Here is a 15,403-nt window from a genome sequence, read left to right as displayed (position 1 = left end):
TTCCGTCTGCGCCGCGAGCCCTTCGCTCGTTTGCGCAAATCGAAAGCAATGGAAAGACTCTATGCAGCACAAAGCAAGATGTCAACGAAGAAAACCAGCAATACCCCTGCGAAAAAGACAAATTCAGTAGAAACCACTAGCGGAAATTCTTGCCGGACTTGTGAAAAGAAAGATTTTTATTGATACATTCTTGCTTCGAAAGTTTTGTTCTGAGCCGATGTTGCTGTCACGGGACGGCAATTGGCCGGCAATTTCGAAAGTTAAAGGTTTCGTTTCGAAAGAAACAAGCACTAAACAGAAGCATTGCGGGTGAAGTGCCGGGCGCGGGTCGCAAAAGAGACGAAACTCCGGCCTGCGTGCCAGCCCTCTGCGCCTGCGGCCCCGGCTTGCAGGCGCCACAGCGCAAGAAGCACCCGCCCCAACCATCCAGACGCCACGGGCCCGCAGGCCCGACCCCGAGGAGACATGCGATGAAACCGACCGCCACACCGAGCCCTGACGCCGCCACTGCGCTGCCTCTGCCCCCAGCCCGCCGCGCCATCTGCCGCCGCCTGGCCCTGGCGGCCGGCAGCGCCGCCCTGCTCTCTGCGGGCCTGCTGAGCACAGCCGCCCTGGCCGCCGATGCCGCTTCGCCGGTCAAGATCGGTTTCATCATCAAGCAGGTCGACGAGCCCTGGTTCCAGGACGAGTGGCGCCATGCCGAGCAGGCCGCCAAGGACAAGGGCTTCACCCTGATCAAGATCGCCGCGCCCGATGGCGACAAGCTGCTCTCCGCCATCGACAACCTGGCCGCGCAGCGCGCCCAGGGCATGATCGTCTGCGCCCCCGATGTGAAGCTGGGCCCGGCCCTGCAGGCGCGCGCGCGCCAGGCCAATCTCAAGCTGATCAGCGTGGACGATCGCCTGGTCAACGGCGCCAGCAAACCGATCGAGGCGATTGCCCATGTCGGCATCTCGGCCGGCGCCATCGGCGCCCAGGTCGGCGAGGCCTTGCTGGCCGAAGTGAAAAAGCGCGGCTGGAAGCTGGCCGAGGTCGGCGCCCTGCGCGTCACCTACGACCAGCTCAGCACCTCCAAGGAGCGCACCGATGGCAGCAGTGCCGTGCTGACCCAGGCCGGCCTGCCGGCCGCCAACATCGTCAGCGCCCCCATGCCCAAGGCCGACACCGAGAACGCCTTCAACGCCGCCACCGTGGCCCTGACCCAGAATCCCAAGTTCAAGCAGTGGCTGGTCTTCGGCCCCAATGACGAGGCCGTGCTCGGCGGCGTGCGCGCCAGCGAGGGCAAGGGCTTCAAGGCCGCCAGCGTGATCGGCGTGGGCATCGGCGGCAGCCAGTCGGCCGTCAACGAGTTCTCCAAAGCCGAGCCCACCGGCTTCGTCGCCACCGTCATGCTGAGCCCGCGCAAGCACGGCTATGACACGGCGGTCGCCATGTTCGAGTGGATCAAGAACGGCAAGGAGCCCCCGAAGCTGACCCTGACCAGCGGCACCCTGGCCGACCGCGCCAATTTCAAGCAGATGCGAACCAGCCTGGGCCTGTGACCTCATGAAGCAGGACCTGCACATCCGCGCGCTCAGCAAATCCTTCCCCGGCGTGCGCGCCCTGGGAGGCGTGGACCTCGACATCCCGGCCGGCCAGGTTCATGCCCTGCTGGGCGAGAACGGCGCGGGCAAGAGCACGCTGCTGAAAATCCTTGGCGGCGAGCTGCGCCCCGACGGCGGCAGCCTGCAGCTCGCCGGCCAGACCCTGCAGTTCAAGAGTGCGGCCGATGCGCTGAACCAGGGCATTGCCGTCATCCACCAGGAGCTGCAATACATCCCCGAGATGACGGTGCTGGAAAACCTCTGGCTGGGCCGTCTGCCGCAGCGCTGGGGCTTTGTGCGCTTTGCCGAGGCGCGCGCGCAGATGCGTGCCCAGCTGGCCCGCATCGGCATCGCGCTCGACCTGGACGCCCGCATGATCGAGCTGTCCATCGGCCAGCGCCAGATGGTGGAGATCTGCAAGGCGGTGCTGCGCGATGCGCGTGTGATCGCGCTGGACGAGCCGACCAGCTCGCTCTCGCACAGCGAGACCGAGACCCTGTTCCGCCTGGTGCGCGAGCTGCGCGATCAGGGCAAGGTGCTGATTTATGTGTCGCACCGCCTGGATGAAATCTTCGCCCTCTGCGACGGCGCCAGCGTGCTGCGCGATGGCCGCTCGGTCGGCCGCTTCGCCAGCCTGCAAGGCGTCAGCCGCGATCAGCTGGTGCAGGCCATGGTGGGCCGCGAAATCCAGGATGTGTTCGGCAGCGGCAGGAAAAAGCAAGCCGTGGCAGCTCACGAAACCCCTGCACGCAACCCGCGCCTGCAGGTGCAGCAGTTGAGCGGCCGCAGTCTGCCCGAGCCGGCCAGCTTTGAAGTCGCCGCCGGCGAGATCGTCGGCTTCTTCGGCCTGATGGGCGCGGGCCGCAGCGAGCTGATGCGCCTGGTCTTCGGCGCCGACCCGCGCCGCAGCGGCAAGGTGTGGCTGGACGGCGAGCCACTGCGCGGCGATTCGGTCGCAAGCTCTATCGCCGCCGGCCTCATGTTCTGCCCTGAGGACCGCAAGGAGCAAGGCATCATCGGCTGCCGCTCGGTGGCCGAGAACATCAACCTCAGCTGCCGGCGCAACAACTCCGGCCTGCTGATCAACGCCCGCCGCGAGGCCGAGGTGGCGGCCGAGTTCATCGCCCGCCTGCGCATCAAGACGCCAAGCCCGGCGCAGGAGATCCGCCTGCTCTCGGGCGGCAACCAGCAAAAAGCCATCCTGGCCCGCTGGCTGGCCGAGCGCGAGCTCAAGGTGCTGATCATCGACGAGCCCACCCGCGGCATCGACATCGGCGCCAAGAGCGAAATCTACGAGGTGCTGCATGAGCTGGCCGCGCGCGGCGTGGCCATCGTCGTGGTCTCCAGCGAGCTGCCCGAGGTGCTGGGCCTGGCCGACCGGGTGCTGGTCATGCGCCAGGGCCGCATCGCCGGCAGCCTGGCCCGCGGCGAAGCCAACGAGGCCCGGGTGCTGGCCCTGGCCCTGCCCGATGGCGGCGCCCGCCCAGAAGCGCAAGCGGCCTGAAGCCCTGATCTCGACTGTCACCGAATCCTGAATCGACCCCGATGAACACGAGCACCGACTCTTTGTCTTCCACGCCCATGCCAGAGCCCATGCAAGCCGCCTCCCCCGCCCGCCCAAAGACCCTGCTGCGCCTGCTGGACGAGCACAGCCTGCTGCTGATCTTCGCCCTGCTCTTCGGCGCGCTCTCGCTGACGGTGGAGTATTTCTTCAGTGTGCCGAACATGATCGGCTTGGCACTCTCGGTCTCGCAGATCGGCATGGTGGCCTGCGCCATGACCTTCTGCATCGCCTCGCGCGATTTCGACCTGTCCATCGGCTCCACCGTGGCCCTGGCCGGCGTGCTCTGCGCCACCGTGATCAACCAGACCGAGAGCATCGCCCTGGGCATTGCTGCGGCCCTGGCGGCCGGCGCCGTGATCGGCTGGGTCAATGGCGTGGTGATCGCGCGCTGGAAGATCAACGCCCTGATCACCACCCTGGCCACCATGGAGATCGTGCGCGGCCTGGCCTTCATCACCGCGGGCGGCCAGGCCGTGGGCATCTCGGCCGATGCCTTCTTTGAGCTCGGCAATGCCTTCTGGCTGGGCCTGCCGGTGCCGGTCTGGATCACCATCGCCTGCGTGGCCTTGTTTGCCCTGCTGCTCAACCGCACGGTCTACGGCCGCAACACCCTGGCCATCGGCGGCAACCCCGAAGCCGCCCGCCTGGCCGGCATCCACGTGGCCCGCGTGCGCATCACCATCTTCCTGATCCAGGGTGTGGTGGCGGCGGCGGCCGGCGTCATCCTGGCGGCGCGCATCACCAGCGGCCAGCCCAATGCGGCCCAGGGCTTCGAGCTCAATGTGATCTCGGCCTGCGTGCTGGGCGGTGTCTCGCTGATGGGCGGCCGCGCCAGCATCTCGGGCATGGTGGTGGGCGTGCTCATCATGGGCACGGTGCAGAACGCGATGAACCTGCTCAATATCGACGCCTTCTACCAGTACATGGTGCGCGGCGGCATCTTGCTGCTGGCCGTGGCCTTGGACCAACTGCGTCGCAAGGACAGCTGAAGCAGCCCGATGGGCCAGCGGACACCCGGCCCGGCGCAGCCGGCCTGGCTTGAAGCGATCACCCGAAAGTCAATTTCTTTTGTTTCATCGATATTTCTTTCCTTTACGCGAGCTTGCTTGACGAATCGAAAGTTAAACGATAAATTTCACGACAATCTTTCGATAAAAACAATGACTACTCTTCTCAACCGCAGCGCCAGCGACTGGCAGCAAGTGCAAGGCCTGGCCACGGCGGAGGAAATCGCGCAGCAGCCCCGCGTCTGGCGCGAGCTGGCCGCCTCGCTGGCCGACCATCAAGCCCAGCTGCGCGCTTTTCTCGACGCATGGCTGAGCCAGCCCAGCCACCGGGTCATCCTGACCGGCGCGGGCAGCTCGGCCTATGTGGGCCAGACCCTGGCCGACGAAATCAACCGCGACTGGCCGGCCGAGGTGCGCGCCGTGGCCACCACCAGCCTGCTGACCCACCCCGAGCTCTATCTGCAGCGCGAGCAACCCACCTTGCTGGTGTCCTTCGCGCGCAGCGGCAACAGCCCGGAAAGCCTGGCTGCCGTCGAGCTGCTGCGTCAGCAGATCGATGCGCCGCGCTTCCTGAACATCACCTGCAATGCCGAGGGCGAGCTCTATCGCAACAACGCCGCCCGCGCCGACACCCTGAACCTGCTGATGCCGGCCGCCTCCTGCGACCGCGGCTTTGCCATGACCAGCAGCTTCAGCAGCATGCAGCTGGCCGCCCTGGCCGCCTTCAGCCGCGCACCCTGGGCCGAACGCCTGACCCGCCTGGAGCTGGTGGCGAGCCGCGCCGAGGCCTTGCTGGCCCAGCATGCGGCCACCCTGGCCGAGCTGGCCGCCCAGCCTTTCGACCGCATCGTCTACCTGGGCAGCGGCCCGCTGGAGGCACTGGCGCAAGAGTCGGCGCTCAAGGTGCTGGAGCTGACCAGCGGCCGGGTGCTGGCCTTCTCGAACACCTTGCTGGGCTTCCGCCACGGCCCCAAATCCATGCTCAATGGCCAAAGCCTGGTCGTGATCTTCCAGTCGCAGGACGCGCATGCGCGCCGTTATGAGCAAGACCTGCTGAACGAGCTGCTGCGCGACGGCATTGCCGGCCGCGTGCTGCTGATCGGCGAGGCCGGTGCCGGCGCGCTGCAGGGCGACAACCCTCTGCTGAGCCGCGCCCTGAGCGCCGAGCCCAGCGGCCTGAGCGACAGCTGGCTGACCACGCTGTGGCTGATCCTGGCCCAGCAGTACGCCCTACACCGCTCGGTGGCCCTGGGCCTGACGCCGGACAATCCCTTCCCCGATGGCACGGTCAACCGGGTCGTGCAGGGTGTGGAGATTTATCCCTATGTCGAGTCCGCCCGTGCCCACTGCGACTGAGTCCAGCCCGCCGGCCGGCGCGCCCTGCTACGGCCTGGACATCGGCGGCACCAAGATCGAGCTGGTCGCCTTTGATGGCGGCGCGCCCGGCTTCGCCGAGCTCTACCGCCGCCGCGTGGCCACGCCGACCCAGGATTTCGAAGCCTTTGTCGAGGCGATTGCCGAGTTGGTAACCGAGGCCGACCGGGCCCTGGGCTGCATCGGCCGCGTGGGCCTGGGCCTGCCCGGCATCATCAGCCCGCAGACCGGCTTGCAGCTCAGCTCGAACGTGCCCGCGCTCAGTGGCCGCGCCGTGCCGCAAGCCCTGCGCGAGCGCCTGGGCCGGCCGGTAGCCATCGGCAATGACTGCCAGTGCTTTGCCCTGTCCGAGGCGCAAGGCGGCGCGGCCGAGGGCTTTGCTTCGATGTTCGGCGCCATTCTCGGCACCGGGGCAGGCGGCGGCTTTTGCGTCCAGGGCCGGCTGATCGCCGGCTACAACGGACTGGCCGGTGAGTGGGGCCACTGGGCCCTGCCGGCGCTGCTGCAACAGCGCCACCGCCTGCCCCTGCTGGCCTGTGCCTGCGGGCTGCAAAGCTGCGTCGAGCGCTATGTCTCGGGCAGCGGCCTGGCGGCCCTGTTCCAGCATTTCGGCGGCCCTGCTGGCCAGTCCGTGCCCGAGATCGTGGCCGCAGCCGATGCGGGCGAGGCCCACGCACGCCAGGCCCTGGCCGTGCATCTGGACCTGCTGGGCCATGCCCTGGCCGGTCTGATCATGGCCTACGACCCCCATGTGCTGGTGCTGGGCGGCGGCCTGTCCAAGCTGCAAAGCCTGTACACCGATCTGCCCGAGGCGATACGCCCGCATCTCTTCCAGGGCGTCAGCGTGCCGCCCATCCTGCCGCCGCGTTTCGGCGATGCCGGCGGCGCGCGCGGTGCCGCGCTGCTGGCGCGACAGCGCCTGAGCTGAAGCCCGCCGCCTCCCCTCCTTTTCCTTTCTGATCATGTCCCACCTGCTCGCCACCATCACCGCCCACCGCAGCGGCCAGCCTATCGGCCTCTACAGCGTCTGCTCGGCCAACCCTTTTGTGTTGCAGGCGGCGATGGAGGTGGCGCGCGCCTACGACACGCCGCTGCTGATCGAATCGACCTCCAACCAGGTGGACCAGTTCGGCGGCTACACCGGCATGACGCCGCCGCAGTTCCGCGACTATGTGCAGGCCTTGGCGGCGGAGGCTCACTTCCCGCTTGATCGCATCGCCTTGGGCGGCGACCACCTAGGCCCCAATGCCTGGCAGCATCTGCCGGCGTCTGAGGCCATGGGCCATGCCCGCGTGCTGATCGAGGCCTATGTGGCGGCGGGCTTCGAAAAGATCCACCTCGACTGCAGCATGGCCTGCGCCGACGACGCCCGGCCGCTCAGCGACGCGACCGTGGCCGCGCGCTCGGCCGATCTGGCCCTGGTGGCCGAGGCCACGGCCACGCGCCTGGGTTTGACGCCGCCGGTCTATGTGATCGGCACCGAGGTGCCTGTGCCCGGCGGCGAGGCTTCGCTGGGCGGCGGCGTCTCGGTCACCGCGCCCGCGGCCGCAGCCGCCACTTTGGCCGTGCACGAGCAGGCCTTTTCGGCCCAGGGCCTGGATGCTGCCTGGCTGCGCGTGATCGCTATGGTGGTGCAGCCCGGCGTCGATTTCGACCACAGCCAGGTCCAGCAATACCAGCCGGCCGCCGCCGCGGCGCTGTCGGCCTTTGTGCAGGCGCAGCCACGCCTGGTCTTCGAGGCGCACTCGACCGACTACCAGACCGAGGCCTCGCTGCACGCCCTGGTGCGCGATCACTACGCCATCCTCAAGGTCGGCCCGGCGGTGACGTTTGCGCTGCGCGAGGCCTGGTTTGCGCTCTCGGCCATCGAGCGCGAGCTGCTGCCGGCCGAGCACCAGGCCGATCTGCCCGGCGTGCTCGAGCGCTGCATGCTGGAGCAACCCAAGCATTGGGCCAAGCACTATGCCGGCAGCCCAGACGAGCAGCGCCTGCTGCGCCGCTTTGCCTTCAGCGACCGCTGCCGCTACTACTGGGGCGAGCCCGAGGTGCAAGCCGCCCTGCAGCGCCTGATTGCCAATCTGAAGGCCAGCGGCATTCCCCTGCCCTTGCTGAGCCAGCATCTGCCGCAGCAGTTCGAGGCCGTGCTGGCCGGTGAACTCGTGGCCGAGCCCGCAGCCCTGGCCCGCCACAAAGTGGGGCTGGAGCTGACTCGCTACGCCCGAGCCTGTGCCCGCAACCGCCACGCCGCCTGAGTGCTCAACCGAGGCACGGACACATCGAAAGTACCAATATCTCGATTCTTTCGTTCAACTAAGATTCATTCCGAACAAAAGCTTTCAACCGGGTCGGCCACAAGCCAGCTTGAGTTTGAGCCCCAAAAACTTCTTGAATCGAAAGCCACGAGTCCATGAGGAATACCCGAGAGCGGCGCGAACAAATCCTGCAGATGCTGATGGAGCAAGGCAGCGTGCAGGTGGCCGAGCTGGTGCCCATGATGGGCGTGTCGGCCGTGACCATTCGCACCGACCTGAGCGTCTTCGAGGACCAGGGCCTGGTCACCCGCAACTACGGCGGCGCCAGCATGAACCGCATGCCGCCACAGGAGCAGAACATCCGCCAGAAGGATGAGCTGAACTCGACGCTGAAAGAGCGCATCGGCGCGCGCGCGGCTGCCCTGGTCGAGCCGGGCGACAACATCATCATCGACTCGGGCACCACCACCATGCCCCTGGCCCGCCATCTGCGCCACCTGCCGGCCGACGCCCGCGTGACGGTGATGACCAACGGCCTGAACATCGCCTGGGAGCTGGCCGACGCCGAGGGTGTGGAGCTGATGCTGACCGGCGGCCTGCTGCGCAAGAAGTCGCTGTCCATCCAGGGCTCGCAGGCCGAAGCCAGCCTGAATGGCTACAACTTCGACAAGCTCTTCCTCGGCGTGGACGGCCTGGACCTGCAGTTCGGCATCACCACCCACCACGAGGCCGAGGCCAGCATCAACCGCAAGATGGTCGAGCGCGCCAAGAAGGTATTTGTCGTCAGCGACGCCTCCAAGTTCGGCCGGGTCAGCCTGCACCGCATCATCCAGATGGACCGCGTGCACACCGTCATCACCGATGCGGGCATCAACCAGGAGTACCGCGAAGGCCTGCTGCGCCTCGGCATCGAACTGATCGTGGTCGACTGATTTCGAATCACGTACTTTCCTAACCTGTCACTTCCATGAACCCGCAGCAGTCCCTCTCGGGTCGCATCCTCGGCCCGCAGGGCTGGGTTCGCGGCCATCTCGAATTCTTAGCCGACGGGCGCATCGCCGCCCTGCATGAGGACGCCTGCGCGCCCGAGCACCGGCTGATCCTGCCTGGCTTTGTCGACCTCCATGTGCACGGCGGCCAGGGCGTGGACATCATGGAGGGCGGCGAGAGCGCCCGCACCGTCGCGCGCGCCCATGCCCGCCACGGCACGACCAGCCTGCTGGCCACCACCATGACCGCGCCGCAAGGCGATATCGAGCACGCCCTGCAAGGCATTGGCGCGGTGATGGCCGAGCCGCGAGCCGACGAGGCGCGCATCCTCGGCGTGCATCTGGAAGGCCCTTACCTGAGCTCACGCCGGCTCGGTGCCCAACCCGACATCGTCAGCCGCGCCACGCTGGACGCGGTGCAGGCCTTCTCTGCCCTGGCGGCCATCAAGGTGCTGACCCTGGCACCCGAGATCCCCGGCCATCTGGCCCTGATCCCCGAGCTCAGCGCCCTGGGCATCCGGGTGCAGATCGGCCACAGCGCCGGCAGCTATGAGGACGGCGTGGCCGCGCTCAAGGCCGGCGTGGCCGGCTTCACCCATCTGTTCAACGGCATGCCGGGGCTCAACCATTACGAGCCCGGCATGGTGGGCGCGGCCCTGGCCCATGCCGAGTACGCGGAGCTGATCCCCGATCTGCAGCATGTGCACCCGGGCGCCATGCGCGCGGCCCTGCGCGCCATCCCCAAGCTCTACTGCGTGACTGACGCCACCGCGGCAACCGGCATGCCGGACGGCGAATACAGCCTGGGCTCGCAGCGCGTGCTCAAGTGCCTGGGCTGCGTGCGCCTGGCCACCGGCTCCCTGGCCGGCAGCGCCCTGACCATGGATCAGGCCTTGCGCAATCTGGTCGAGGTGGGCCTCAGCGTGGAAGACGCTTCGGCGCGCCTCTCGCGCAACCCGGCCGACTACCTGGGCCTGGCCGAGCGCGGCCGCCTGCAGGCCGGCGCCTGGGCCGATGTGGTGGTGTTGGATACGGACTTGCAGCTGCAACAGGTCTGGGTGCAAGGCCAGAGCGTCTCGCTGGATTGAACACAGCCTTGAAGCTCGACTCGGGAAACTCCCGAGCGCTGACTTTCGGCACACCCGGCCATGGCGGGTAGGCTCAGGCCAACCGATCTCCACATGCGCGGTCTGCCCCGATTGCCAATGCCCGGTTTCGCAGGAAGCCGGGCATTTCCCATTTCTGAACCTGATCTTTGATTTGCGAACTCCCGCCATGAACGCCTTCCAACACTGCACCCTGGTGGCCCTGCTCCACGTCGCCGGCATCTCGGGCCTGAGCGCCCTGGCCAGCGGCGCGGCCCTGGCCGCAGACGCACCGGCCTCCGGCCTGGACCTGCCCTACTTCGACCGCAAGGTGCGGGTGCAGGACGACCTGTTCCGCGCCACCAACGGCGGCTGGATCAAGGCCACCACCATCCCGGCCGACAAGGGCTCCTGGGGCAGCTTCGAGAAACTGGCCGAGCTCAGCGACCAGCGCGTGCGCGCCCTGGCCGAGGGCCTGGCGGCGCAGCCTCAGTCCGAAGGCAGCAAGGAGGCCAAGATCGGCCAGTTCTACGCCGCCTTTCTGGACACTGCCCGCATCGACCGCGAGGGCTTGAGCGCCCTGCAGCCGCGCCTGGACGAGATTGCTGCACTGGCCAGCCGCGAGCAGCTGCTGGTCTGGCTGGGCTCGGCGCAAGGCCAGTTGCGCCAACCCTTCCGCCTGGGCCTGGGCCCAGACCCCAAGGAGCCCATGGTCAACCGCCTGCAGCTGGCCCAGTCGGGCCTGGGCCTGCCCGAGCGCGACTACTACCTGAACCAGCGCGACCCCAGCCTGGCCAAGGCCCGCAGCGCCTATCTGGCCTACCTGAGCAAGCTGGCCCGCCTGAGCGGCGAAGCCCAGCCGGCCGAAGCCGCACGCCGCGTGCTGGCCCTGGAAACGCGCATGGCCAAGGCGCACTGGGACGTGGTCAGCAGCCGCGATGTGCAAAAGACCTACAACCCGATGACGCCGGCCGAGCTGAGCGCAGCCGCGCCGGGCCTGGACTGGAACGCCTTCTTCGCCGCCGCCCAACTCAAGGCCGTGGACAAGCTGACCGTGGCCCAGCCCAGCGCCATCCGCGGCCTGGCCCAATTGCTGGCCGAAGCGCCGCTGGCCGACTGGAAGCTCTACGCCAAGCTGCACACCCTGGACGCCCACGCTGCCGTGCTGCCCCAGCCCTTCCGCGCCGCCGCCTTTGCCTTCCACGGCCGCGCCATGAGCGGCACGCAGCAGGAGCTGCCGCGCTGGAAGCAAGGCGTGGATGCGATCAACGAAGCCCTGGGCGAAGCCGTGGGCGAGCTCTACGTGGCCCAGCATTTCCCGCCGGCGCAAAAGGCGCGCATGCAGGAGCTCGTGGCCAATCTGCTGGCCGCCTACAAGAGCTCGGTCGACGGCCTGAGCTGGATGACGCCCGAGACCCAGCTGCAGGCGCAGGACAAGCTGTCCAAATACCTGGTCAAGATCGGCTACCCCGATGTCTGGCGCGACTACAGCGCCCTGCAGGTCAAGGCCGGCGACGCGCTGGGCAATCAGCAGCGCGCGGCGCAGTTCGCCTGGGCCCGCGAGGCCGCCAAGCTGGGCCAGAAGGTGGACCGCAGCGAATGGGGCATGGTGCCGCAGCAGGTCAACGCCTACTACAACGAGACCTTCAACGAGATCGTCTTCCCGGCCGCCATCCTGCAGCCGCCCTTCTTCGACATGAAGGCCGATGACGCGGTCAACTACGGCGGCATCGGTGCCGTGATCGGCCACGAGATCAGCCACGGCTTCGACGACCAAGGCGCCCAGTACGACGGCGACGGCATGCTGCGCGACTGGTGGCAGCCGGCCGACCGCAAGGCCTTCGAGGCCCTGGGCCAGCGCCTGGCCCAGCAGTTCAGCGCCTACCAGGCCCTGCCCGGCAAGCGCGTCAACGGCCAGCTGACCTTGGGAGAGAACATCGCCGACCTGTCGGGCTTGCAGATCGCCTTCAAGGCCTATCAGGCATCGCTGGGCGGCAAGCCGGCGCCGGTGCTGGATGGCTACACCGGTGAGCAGCGCTTCTTCCTCGGTTTCGCGCAGATCTGGCGTGAAAAGGTGCGCCCGCCCTTGCTGCTGCAACAGCTGATGGCCGACCCGCATTCGCCGGGCCAGTTCCGCGCCAACGGCGGCGTGGTCAACCACGACGCCTTCCACCAAGCCTTCGGCACCCGCAAGGGCGACCGCCTGTTCAAGCCCGAGGGCGAGCGCATCCGCATCTGGTGAGCGCCCGCCTTCGACCCCGCTCCTTTTTCAGGAAGAACCTGCCCATGTTGATGATGAAAACCCCGTTCAAGCTCGCCACCCTGGCCTTGCTGACCCAGCTGGCCTTCGGTGCCGGCCCGGCCCTGGCCGCCGAAACTGCCGCACCCAGCATCCAGGGCCTGGACCGCAGCAGCTTCGACCCCAGCGTGCGGCCGCAGGACGATCTGTTCCGAGCCGTCAACGGCCTATGGCTGAAGAACACCGAGATCCCCGCTGACAAATCGCGTTATGGCAGCTTCGATCTGCTGATCGACCAGTCCGACGCACGCGTGCGCGCCCTGATCGATGAGCTGGCCCGCGGCCAGCACGCTGCCGGCAGCAATGCCCAGAAGATCGCCGACTACTACCGCAGCCACCTCGACACCGAGGCGATCGAGCGCGCCGGTCTGGCGCCCATCCAGCCGCTGCTGAAAGAGATCTCGGCCATCAAGGACCGGACGGCGCTGGCGCAGTGGCTGGGCCGCTCGCAGCTCTTCGCCGCCTCACCGGTGCGCGTGGGGGTGACGGCCGAGGCCAAGAACCCCAAGATGAACGGCGTGCGCATGGGCCAGAGCGGCCTGGGCCTGCCGGATCGCGACTACTACCTGCTCAAGGACGACGCTCGCATGGCCAAGGCTCGCGAGGCCTACCGCGCCTATCTGAGCCAGCTGGCCGGCTTTGCCGGAGAAGCCGAGCCCGCCGCGGCCGCCCAGCGCGTGCTGGCCCTGGAAGAGCGCATCGCCGCCGTGCACTGGGACAAGGTCGACAACCGCAACCCGGTCAAGACCAACAACCCGACCCGCGTGGGCGATCTGCGCGAACAGGCGCCCGGCTTCGACTGGACGGCCTATCTGGAATCGGCCGGCCTGGGCAAGACCACCAGCATCGATGTGGCCCAGCCCAGCGCCATCCGCGCCCTGGCCGGCCTGCTGGCCGAGCAGCCGCTGGAGGACTGGAAGCTCTACCTGCGCCTGCACGCCCTGAGCCGCAGCGCCGATGTGCTGCCCAAGGCCGTGCGCGAAGCCAACTTCGCCTTCCGCCAGGCCCTGACCGGCGCCAAGACCGAGCTGCCGCGCTGGCAACAGTCCATCAACGACACCAACAGCGCGCTCGGCGAGGCGGTGGGGGAGCTCTGGGTGGCGCGCCACTTCCCAGCCGCCTACAAGGCCCGCATGCAGACGCTTGTGGCCAATTTGATGGCGGCCTACAAGGACTCGATCGATGGCCTGAGCTGGATGAGCCCGGCCACCAAGGCGCAGGCCCAGGACAAGCTGTCCAAGTACACGACCAAGATCGGCTACCCTGAGCAGTGGCGCGACTACAGCCGCCTCGAGGTCAAGCCCGGTGATGCCTTCGGCAACAGCCAGCGCGCCGCCCGCTTCGCCTGGGATCGCATGGTGGCCAAGGCCGGCCAGTCGGTGAACCGCAAGGAATGGGGCATGACGCCGCAGACCGTCAACGCCTACTACAGCGGTTCGGCCAACGAGATCGTCTTCCCGGCCGCCATCCTGCAACCGCCCTTCTTCAGCATGGAAGCGGACGACGCCATCAACTACGGCGCCATCGGTGCTGTGATTGGTCATGAGATCAGCCACGGCTTTGACGACCGCGGCAGCCAGTTCGACGGCGACGGCGTGCTGCGCGACTGGTGGACCCAGGAAGACCGCGCCGCCTTCGAAGCCATCGCTACCAAGCTGGTGGCGCAGTACGAGGGCTACCAGCCCCTGCCCGGAAAACGCATCAACGGCCGCCTGACCCTGGGCGAGAACATCGCCGACCTGTCCGGCCTGCAGATCGCCTACAAGGCCTATCTGCGCTCGCTGGGCGGCAAGCCGGCGCCGGTGATCGGCGGCACGACGGGCGCCCAGCGCTTCTTCCTCGGCTTCTCGCAGATCTGGCGCAACAAGTACCGCGACGAACGCCTGCTGCAGCAGCTGACCACGGACAGCCACTCGCCCGGCGAGTTCCGCGCCAACGGCACGATCAGCAACCACGACGGCTTCCACGAGGCCTTCGGCACCAAGGCCGGTGACGCCTTGTTCAAGCCGGCCGCCGAGCGCCTGCGCATCTGGTGAGCGGCCGCCACCGGGCCTGAAACGACAAAGGGCGGAGCGCCGATGGCGCTCCGCCCTTTTCTCATTCGCCCATCGCTGGTATGACGCGCCTGCGAATCAACCCTGCAGGCTGGCCACCGCCGCGCGGCGCGGCCGGCTCGGGAAGCTGTGGCGCAGGATACGCCAGATCACCTGGCCGAACTGCTTGGGCAGCGAGCCGGTGTTGTAGTGAACACCGTAGCGGCGGCAGATGTCGCGCACCACCGGCGCCATCTCGACATAGCGATTGGCAGGCACATCGGGGAAGAGATGGTGCTCGATCTGGTGGCTCAGATTGCCCGACAGCGTGTTCAGCACAAAGCCACCGGCCAAATTGCTGGAGCCGCGGATCTGGCGCCAGTACCAATGGGCGCGGGTCTCGTTCTTCAGCACATTGCGGTGGAAGGTCTCGACCTCGGTGGTGAAGTGACCGCAGAAGATGATGGTGTAGGTCCAGACATTGCGCAGCATATTGGCGACCAGATTGCCCGTCAGCACCACCAGGAAACCCGGGCCGGCCAGGGCCGGGAAGATCAGGTAATCCTTGATCAGCTGGTGCGAGATCTTGCGACCGGCCAGCTTGAGCTCGCGGCGCGCAGCGCGGCCATGCTTGCCGAAATAGCCGCCCTTGGGCAGGTTCTGGATGGCCACGCCCCACTGGAAAAACAGCGCAAAAAAGACCGCCACGATGGGCTGAATCAGCGCCAGGGGCTGCCACTTCTGCTCAGGGAAGAGGCGCAGCAGGCCGTAGCCGATGTCGTCGTCGAGGCCGTGGATGTTGGTGTAGGTGTGGTGGCGGAAGTTGTGGGTCTTGCGCCAGTTGTCGCTGGTGCCGACGATGTCCCACTCGAAGCTCTTGCCCTGGAACTTGGGGTCACCCATCCAGTCGAACTGTCCATGGATGACGTTATGGCCCAGCTCCATATTGTCGAGAATCTTGGACAGCGCCAGGCTCAGCGCGCCGACGATCCAGAAACCGATCAGCCAGGGCATGGGCAGGAAGGCGCCGATCATCAGCGCGGCGCGGCCGATCACCTCGGTCCAGCGCACGGCCTTGAAGATGTTGCGGATGTAGCGCGCATCGCGCACGCCTAGATCGGCCACGGTGCGGGCACGCAGGGCCTCGATTTCGGCGCCGAAGCTTTCCAGTTCGGCAGGCGAGAGATTGCGGGTCAGGGACTTGCTCATGAGCTTGT

The 15,403-nt window shown here is 67.4% G+C and carries 11 protein-coding genes; 10 read left to right on the top strand and 1 reads right to left on the bottom strand.

The window, feature by feature from the left end:
* Positions 1–539 precede the first annotated feature (539 nt).
* The 10 genes from C1O66_RS20760 to C1O66_RS20715 all read left to right on the top strand — a co-directional run bounded on the left by C1O66_RS20760 (position 540) and on the right by C1O66_RS20715 (position 14,189).
* The gene (locus C1O66_RS20760) at positions 540–1,541 is read left to right on the top strand and encodes an arabinose ABC transporter substrate-binding protein (protein WP_165794753.1); all 1,002 of its coding nucleotides are present in this window, start codon (positions 540–542) and stop codon (positions 1,539–1,541) included.
* Between the two features lie 4 nt (positions 1,542–1,545).
* The gene (gene araG, locus C1O66_RS20755; protein ID WP_102769935.1) at positions 1,546–3,087 is read left to right on the top strand and encodes an L-arabinose ABC transporter ATP-binding protein AraG; all 1,542 of its coding nucleotides are present in this window, start codon (positions 1,546–1,548) and stop codon (positions 3,085–3,087) included.
* 89 nt (positions 3,088–3,176) lie between these two features.
* Positions 3,177–4,136 carry an L-arabinose ABC transporter permease AraH gene (gene araH / locus C1O66_RS20750; protein ID WP_243392903.1) on the top strand — a complete coding sequence of 320 codons (960 nt, stop codon included), beginning with the start codon at positions 3,177–3,179 and terminating at the stop codon, positions 4,134–4,136.
* A gap of 171 nt (positions 4,137–4,307) precedes the next feature.
* Positions 4,308–5,510 carry an SIS domain-containing protein gene (locus tag C1O66_RS20745; RefSeq protein WP_102769933.1) on the top strand — a complete coding sequence of 401 codons (1,203 nt, stop codon included), beginning with the start codon at positions 4,308–4,310 and terminating at the stop codon, positions 5,508–5,510.
* Entirely contained in the window at positions 5,494–6,456 is a 963-nt protein-coding gene (locus C1O66_RS20740; RefSeq protein WP_243392902.1) for an ROK family protein, read from the top strand. The genes C1O66_RS20745 and C1O66_RS20740 overlap by 17 nt, the downstream gene beginning before the upstream one ends.
* Positions 6,457–6,490: 34 nt before the next feature.
* A complete protein-coding gene (locus C1O66_RS20735) occupies positions 6,491–7,780 on the top strand; it encodes a D-tagatose-bisphosphate aldolase, class II, non-catalytic subunit (RefSeq protein ID WP_102769931.1) in 1,290 nt (429 codons plus the stop codon).
* 155 nt (positions 7,781–7,935) lie between these two features.
* A complete protein-coding gene (locus C1O66_RS20730) occupies positions 7,936–8,712 on the top strand; it encodes a DeoR family transcriptional regulator (RefSeq protein ID WP_102769930.1) in 777 nt (258 codons plus the stop codon).
* A gap of 35 nt (positions 8,713–8,747) precedes the next feature.
* A complete protein-coding gene (nagA, locus tag C1O66_RS20725) occupies positions 8,748–9,857 on the top strand; it encodes an N-acetylglucosamine-6-phosphate deacetylase (protein ID WP_102769929.1) in 1,110 nt (369 codons plus the stop codon).
* Between the two features lie 187 nt (positions 9,858–10,044).
* Positions 10,045–12,096: a M13 family metallopeptidase gene (locus tag C1O66_RS20720; RefSeq protein WP_165794718.1), complete on the top strand. Its 2,052-nt coding sequence runs from the start codon at positions 10,045–10,047 to the stop codon at positions 12,094–12,096.
* 44 nt (positions 12,097–12,140) lie between these two features.
* Positions 12,141–14,189 (top strand): M13 family metallopeptidase, encoded by a 2,049-nt coding sequence (locus C1O66_RS20715; RefSeq protein ID WP_243392901.1) that lies wholly within the window; start codon positions 12,141–12,143, stop codon positions 14,187–14,189.
* Positions 14,190–14,285: 96 nt separating this feature from the next.
* Here C1O66_RS20715 and C1O66_RS20710 read toward each other — a convergent pair whose 3' ends face one another.
* Positions 14,286–15,395 (bottom strand): fatty acid desaturase family protein, encoded by a 1,110-nt coding sequence (locus tag C1O66_RS20710; protein ID WP_102769927.1) that lies wholly within the window; start codon positions 15,393–15,395, stop codon positions 14,286–14,288.
* Positions 15,396–15,403 lie beyond the last annotated feature (8 nt).

Origin of the sequence: Paucibacter aquatile, from assembly GCF_002885975.1 — a bacterium.
Taxonomy (GTDB): Bacteria; Pseudomonadota; Gammaproteobacteria; order Burkholderiales; family Burkholderiaceae_C; genus Paucibacter_A; species Paucibacter_A aquatilis.
This window is presented reverse-complemented; position numbering and strand designations above follow the sequence as displayed.